Source organism: Fusobacterium sp. (genome assembly GCF_032477075.1).
In the GTDB taxonomy this organism is placed as follows: domain Bacteria; phylum Fusobacteriota; class Fusobacteriia; order Fusobacteriales; family Fusobacteriaceae; genus Fusobacterium_A.
In genome coordinates, this window is the sequence record NZ_JAWDXO010000064.1 from 1 (window position 1) to 7,143 (window position 7,143).

At 27.1% G+C, this 7,143-nt stretch carries 7 protein-coding genes; 2 read left to right on the forward strand and 5 right to left on the reverse strand.

Annotated features, from left to right (window positions below; all coding sequences use genetic code 11):
• Window positions 1-152: 152 nt before the first annotated feature.
• From E6771_RS15515 to E6771_RS15535, 5 genes are read right to left on the reverse strand one after another with little or no spacing between them, the layout of a single operon-like run.
• Window positions 153-551 carry an arsenate reductase ArsC gene (locus E6771_RS15515; RefSeq protein ID WP_118006769.1) on the reverse strand — a complete coding sequence of 133 codons (399 nt, stop codon included), beginning with the start codon at window positions 549-551 and terminating at the stop codon, window positions 153-155.
• 8 nt (window positions 552-559) lie between these two features.
• Entirely contained in the window at window positions 560-1,603 is a 1,044-nt protein-coding gene (arsB, locus tag E6771_RS15520; RefSeq protein ID WP_118006768.1) for an ACR3 family arsenite efflux transporter, read from the reverse strand.
• Window positions 1,604-1,616: 13 nt separating this feature from the next.
• The gene (locus tag E6771_RS15525; protein ID WP_316092249.1) at window positions 1,617-1,952 is read right to left on the reverse strand and encodes a thioredoxin family protein; all 336 of its coding nucleotides are present in this window, start codon (window positions 1,950-1,952) and stop codon (window positions 1,617-1,619) included.
• Window positions 1,953-1,981: 29 nt separating this feature from the next.
• Window positions 1,982-2,995, reverse strand: a complete 1,014-nt coding sequence (locus E6771_RS15530; protein ID WP_316092250.1) for a permease — start codon at window positions 2,993-2,995, stop codon at window positions 1,982-1,984.
• Entirely contained in the window at window positions 2,986-3,303 is a 318-nt protein-coding gene (locus E6771_RS15535; protein WP_316092251.1) for a metalloregulator ArsR/SmtB family transcription factor, read from the reverse strand. Before E6771_RS15535 ends, E6771_RS15530 begins: the two co-directional genes overlap by 10 nt.
• Window positions 3,304-3,659: 356 nt before the next feature.
• Between E6771_RS15535 and E6771_RS15540 the strand changes: the two genes are divergently transcribed.
• Complete coding sequence (locus tag E6771_RS15540) at window positions 3,660-4,301, forward strand: recombinase family protein (RefSeq protein WP_316092252.1); 642 nt, start codon at window positions 3,660-3,662, stop codon at window positions 4,299-4,301.
• Between the two features lies 1 nt (window position 4,302).
• Window positions 4,303-7,062, forward strand: a complete 2,760-nt coding sequence (locus tag E6771_RS15545) for a Tn3 family transposase (RefSeq protein ID WP_316092253.1) — start codon at window positions 4,303-4,305, stop codon at window positions 7,060-7,062.
• Window positions 7,063-7,143: the final 81 nt, after the last annotated feature.

Below are 7,143 nucleotides of genomic sequence, written 5' to 3' on the forward strand. Positions count from 1 at the left end.
AGGGGTAGCTCCGATTTTTGTGGCTTTTTTCCCCAAATATTAAGCTATCTCAATAAAAGCAAGGATTAATAGTTTATAAAAAAAGAGATAATACCATCTAAAATGATATTTTCCCTTGTAATATTAGTTTATATATAGAGAAATTACTTTCTTTATTTTTTTAATTTTTCTTTTAATTTCATAACTTTTTCTTTAATAATTTCAATTGTTTTTATAAATTCTTCATCTGATTTTCCAGTAGGGTCATCTAGTCCCCAATCTTCTCTAAATTCACACGGAAGAAAAGGACAATCTACATTACATCCCATTGTTATTACAATATTAACTTTAGGTATATCAGCTAATAATTTAGGTTTTTGAGTTTTTTCCATATCTATTCCATAATATTTTTTCATCAATCTTACTGCATCTTGATTAATTTGAGATTTTACTTCAGTTCCTGCACTATAGCTTTCAAAAATATTATCAGCATAATATTTTCCAAAAGCTTCAGCTATTTGACTTCTGCAAGAATTATGAACACAAATAAATGATACTTTTTTCTTTGCCATTTTTCCTCCTATTCAAACCAACTTTTTGTATTATTTGCAAATTTAACTAAAGCTAGCATAACAGGAACTTCAACAAGAACTCCTACAACTGTAGCTAAAGCTGCTGGTGAAGTTGTTCCAAACAATGCTATAGCAACAGCTACGGAAAGTTCAAAAAAGTTAGAGGCTCCTATCATTCCTGCTGGTGCAGAAACATTATGAGGCAATTTTAGAAATTTACAAAGAAAATAAGCAATAAAAAATATTAAAAATGTTTGTATAATTAATGGTATTGCAATTAATAAAATATGAAGTGGATTATTAATAATAACATCCCCTTGAAAAGCAAATAATAAAATTAAAGTTAATAATAATCCTATAACAGTAAGATTATCAAATTTAGGAAGAAATTCTTTTTCAAAGTACTTCTCTCCCTTGTTTTTAACAATAATTATTCTTGTTAAGATTCCACCAGTAAGTGGGATTACCACAAATAATATAACTGATAATATTAATGTATTCCAAGGAACAACAACATTACTTATTCCTAATAAAAACTTAACTATTGGTACAAAAGCTATAAGAATTATCAAATCATTTGTTGCCACTTGAACAACTGTATAAGCAGGATTTCCTTTTGTTAGGTGGCTCCATACAAATACCATTGCTGTACACGGAGCTGCTCCTAAAAGTACAGCTCCTGCAAGATATTCTGTTGCTAAATCAGGAGCTATAAAGTTTTTAAACAAAGTATGAAAGAAAAAAGCTGCTATTCCATACATAGTAAAAGGTTTTATAAGCCAATTGACTATCCAAGTTACATAAAGACCTTTTGGGTTTTTTCCAACATCTTTTATACTTTGAAAATCTACTTTCATCATCATAGGATATATCATAAGCCATATTAATATAGCAACCGGAATTGATACTTTAGCATATTCAAATTTATTTAGATATTGTGGAATGGCTGGAAGAAACTTACCAATTAATATTCCTCCAACCATGCATAAAGCTACCCAAATTGTTAAATATTTTTGAAAGAAACTTATACTTTCTATTTTTTTATCTGACATTTTTAAACTCCTATTATAATTTTTCTATTATTTTTACTATTTCTTCTGGTTTTAGTACTTTTCCATAAGAAACGACTTTTTCATCTATAACTAAACCTGGAGTAGACATTATTCCATAACTTGAAATATCTCCCATATCTGTCACTTTTTCTATATTGGTCTCTATGTTTAAAGAAGTAAGGGCTTTTTTTACATTATCAGCTAAGTTAACACAATTTTTGCAGCCAGTTCCTAAAACTTTTATAGTCATGGCTCCTTCTTTTTTTATAGTATTTTCTTTTGAAGTTTCATCAACATCACAACTACCACAACTACAACCACCTTTAAAAACTTTATCAAATATTCCCATTTTGTTCACTCCTTTTATAAAATATATTTTTAAATAAATAAATAACCAAATGCATTAAAACTATAACCAATTATTATTATTCCAACAGCTACTATTCCTACAAATGTTACAAGCAGCTTATTTTGTACAACCTTTTTTAACATTATTATAGATGGTAAACTTAATGCTGTAACTCCCATCATGAAAGATAAAATAGTTCCAACACCAACACCTTTTGCAAAAAGAGCTTCTGCAATAGGAATTGTTCCAAATATATCTGCATACATTGGTATTCCTACAAATGTTGCTATCAATACTGAAAATGGATTATTAGTACCTAATATTTTTTGAATAATTCCAGCTGGTATCCAGTTATGAATTAAAGCACCTATTCCGACACCAACAATTACATACCAAAATACTTTCTTTACTGTTTCTTTTACTTGCTCATGAGCATATTCAAGTCTTTCTTTAGTTGTAAGTTCAGGGGACTCTATATCTATACTTCCAGCAGGTTTTGTAAATTTAACAACATATTTTTCCATTCCCATTTTATCCAGAATAGTTCCTCCAATTACAGCGAGAACAAGTCCAACAATGACATAAATTGCTGCTATTGGTAAACCAAATACACTAATCAATAAAATGAATGATCCTAAATCTACCAAAGGAGAAGATATTAAAAAGGAAAATGTTACTCCAACAGGAAGTCCTGCATTTGTAAATCCTATAAATATAGGAATAGAAGAACAACTGCAAAAAGGTGTTACAGTACCAAGTAAAGCACTTAAAATATTTGCTTTTATTCCTTTGAAATTTCCAAGAATTTTCTTTGTTCTTTCTGGTGGAAAGAAGCTTTGAATATATGAAATAACAAAAATAAGAATGGATAAAAGTACAATTATTTTTATAGTATCATATATAAAAAACTGAATACTACCACCTATTCTGCTGTTAGCATCTATTCCTAAGGCAGTAAGTCCTTTTTTTACTAAATTATCTAGCCATAACATTTTTAAGAACTGATCTTCAAAAAAAGACCAGATAGCAATAATTATTGACATAGATTATCCTCTCCCTTTTTTATTATTGACTCACAATCTAATATTTCATCTAATATTGTTTTTAAATTTTTACATCCTTCTTCGTCAAAAGAATAATAACTCCATTTCCCATCTTTTCTGCATTTAATAATTCCACTGTCATATAGGATTTTCATATGATGTGATAAAGTAGATTGTCCAATATGGAGCTCTTCTAAAATTTTACAAGAACAATTTTCTCCATACTTTAACATTTCTAATATGATAAGCCTATTAGGGTCACTTAAAGCTTTGAAAAGTTTTGACATATTTTCATATTTTTTTTCCATTCTTTCACCTCAAATCTATTTTTATCGATATATCATAAGTAATTATACTTCCATGTATCTAAATTTGTCAATATGTTTTTAAAAAATTATATTATAAATATAAAATTATTTTTCATATTTTTAAAAGTCTAAATTACTCTAATCTTAATGATATAATTTCAAGAAAAAATGGAAATTGCCTTATATTTCCAATCTACAAAACTCTACTATTATGGACAATATGAATATTAAAAAATATTTGTCTATAAATATTGGTTTTCTATTTTTTATTCTTTTGTCTATCTTTCTTTAATTATTTATATACTTTTTTTACATTAAACGATATAATTTATAAAAACTAATGGAGGATAAATAAAATGAAATACTATTATGCAAGAGTTTCTTCAGAAACTCAGAACTTAGATAGACAGATAGAACTTTTTAAAGAAATGGGAGCTACTGATAGAACTATTTTTCAAGAAAAAAAGTCTGGAAAATCTTTTGAAAATAGAGACACCTGGAATGAACTTTTAAATGTATGGGTCAAAAGTGGTGACACCATTATTGTAAAAAATCTTGATAGAATTGGAAGAAATGCAAAAGAAGTAAGAGAATGTCTTTTAAATCTTGCTAAGCGAAACATAATTTTAGAATCTATTGACCAAGGCTATTTAAATAACTTCTTAAAGGAAAAACTTTTAAATAAAAGAGCTGACTCTTTAGCAGAGGCTATGCTCAATGTTATGCTTGATACAATGCTTGAGGTGGATTTATTAAAAGCTGAATGGGAAAGAAAGGAACTTAGAAAAAGACAAGAAGAAGGAATAAAAAGGGCTCTTGCAAAAGGAGTTAAATTTGGGAGAAGTAAAGATAAAGAGATAAGAAAAAAATTTGATGAAATATATCCATTAACAAGAAACAAAGATGCTCCTTACTACATTTCAATGACTGAAGCTCTAAGTGTTATAGGATGTTCTAAAGCAATGTTTTATAAATTAAAAAAAGAAAAAGGTTTATGATATGAGATATCGAAATAAACTTTTTAATAACCGCGAAAGAATAGAAATTATTGATCTTTTAACAAATGAGAGCAAATTTTTTCAAAAAGTGCCATTTTCTTCAGAGGAATTTTCAAAAATAAAAAAACTTGGGTCTCCTACTTTACAAATTGGATTTGCTCTTCAGTTAATATATTTAAAAAATAATGGAATTTCAATAAATTCATATTTTGATAGAGTTTCTGAAAAACTAATATCTTACATTAGCAATTTATTAAAATGTGATTCAAATTCAATTGATAAGTATTGGTGTACTAAAAACACTAAAGAAAGACATCTAATTGAAATCCTTAATTTTTCAGGATATTCTAAATTTTCATATACAAAAGAGATGGCAGAAGAACTCTTTAAAATTGCTTTAAACTTTGGAAGTTTTACCACTCAATTCAAGGAATTTTTGATCTTTTTAAAATCTAAAAGAATTTTAACTCCTAATCTCTCTGCTATTGAGCAGTTTTTATGGATATCAAATAAAGAAGCCAATGAAAAAATTTATGAAAGTATCTTTAGACAAATATCGAATAAAGAAAGGTTTTATAGTATTTTAAATGTTGAAAAATCTGGAACTTCAACTTATTCAAGGATTAAAACTTTAAGTGTTAATTCAAATTCCAATGGAATTAGAGAACTTTTAAAAGTAGTAAAAGAAATTGATACCTTTAATGATCCTATTGATGTTAGTTTTTTAAGTGATAGTAAACTATCATATTTTTTACTTGAGATACAAAGATCTGACAAATCTAGAATTGAAAAGTTTTCAAGCAATAAAAAAAAGTATGCATATCTTGCTCTATTTTTATACTTCAAGCGAAAAGAATTTATTGATATGATTATTGAAGTAACCTCAACTTATGCTGGAACTGTTTTAAAAAGAAGTCGTAAAAAATCTAAACTTTATTCACTGCAACTTCAAGAAAAGTTAAAGTCAAACTCATTGAAGTTAAAAGAGATTGTTAATGATATTCTAAATATTAAAAACATTGAAGAGCTAGAAAAATATCAAAAAAAACTGCTTCCATTAAATGATGAATTAAATTTAGAAAAATCTGAATTAGAAGAGATTGATTTTCTTTTAAAATCACACCAGAGTTTTAATTATACTAATGAATTACTTGGATCTATTAAATTTGATAGTCATACAAAACCTAAATTCATTAAGAATTTAAAAGAGTTTCCAGAATTAAAATACAAAAAGAAAATACAAATTGATACATCAATTTTTAATCTACAGTGGCAAAAGAACATTAAGAAAATGGATTTTAACAAAAAAGTTGTAGAACTAGCATTTATTTATACTATAAGAGACTATATTCGTTCTGGAGATATTTTCGTAAGAGAGAGTAAGAAATATAACAGTTTTGATTCCTACTTAGTTTCAGAAAATAAAGAAATTACATCTAAAGAGGCAAAAGAATTTTTAGAAAAATTAAAGACTATGTTAATTATTCCCAAGAAATTAAATTTTGATAGAAATATTATAGCTGATGAAAAGAGTAATTTTAGTGAAAAAATTTATAGCTATTTCCCTAAAATAAGTATGCCTGAGATTCTTTTTGAAGTTAATTCTTGGACAGGAGTTTTAGATGATATCAGGGAAAAAGATGGTGGCCAAAAAATTATTGTAGCAACACTAATGGCTAATGGTCATAATATTGGATTTTCTAAAATGTCTATTTCTAGTGGGATAGATGAAGCAGTTTTAAGAAGGACAAATGAGTATTATTTTAATAATGAAGCTTTATTTAAAGCTCAAAAAACCTTAGTAAATTATCATTATTCTTTAGATATTGTAAAGAATTGGGGAGCAGGAGAAAAATCATCTTCAGATGGAATGAGAGTTCCTATAAGTTCAAAAACAATATATGCAGATTACAATACTCACTATGAAAATAGAGGTGGAGGAATGTATCGCCATATAAGTGATCAATATACACCATTTTATGTGCAGATGTTAGAGGGGCGAGATAGTAACCATGTTTTAGATGGACTCTTATACCACAATTCAGCCCTAGAAATATATGAACATTCAACAGATACAGCAGGATATACAGAACAAATGTTTGCATTAACATATCTTTTAGGGTTTAACTTTAAACCAAGAATAAAAAATTTGGATAGTCAGCAATTATATGGTTTTGAAAATATAGAAAATGAAGGAAAAAAATTTAAAAAGATAAATGAAAATTTAATATTAGAAAATTTTAAAGAGGTAGGAAGGTTGATAGAATCAATACATTGTGGGAAAGTAAAGGCTTCATTGATATTAAATAAGATAAATTCATATAGTAGAAATAATGGAGTAGCCAAAGGTTTGAAAGAAATTGGAAGAATACTAAAAACAAAATATATTTTAGAATATTATTCAAGTGAACTACTTAGAAAGGAAGTTCAAAAGATGCTAAATAAGGGTGAAGCAATAAATTCAGTAGGACGCTTGATGTTTTTTGGAAAAAATGGAAGATTAAATGAGAACACAATAGATAAGCAACTGGAGAAAGCGAGTTGCTTAAATATATTGTTATCCTCATTGATAATTTGGAACTCAAGATATTTAGAGAAAATATACAGATTAGTATGTGAAGAAAAATGGTTTGATGAAGAGGAATTTAAAAGAGTTAGTCCTTTGGGAACAGAGCATGTAAATTTTCTAGGAAAATATGTATTTGAAGAAAGTGTAATAGAAACAAAAGATGGATTAAGAGAAATTAAAATCAAGGCTTAAACAATTAACATTTAGGCCTTGATTTTATTGATATAGTTTAATATTTGGGGGAAAAAGCCACAAAAACCGGAGCTACCCCTT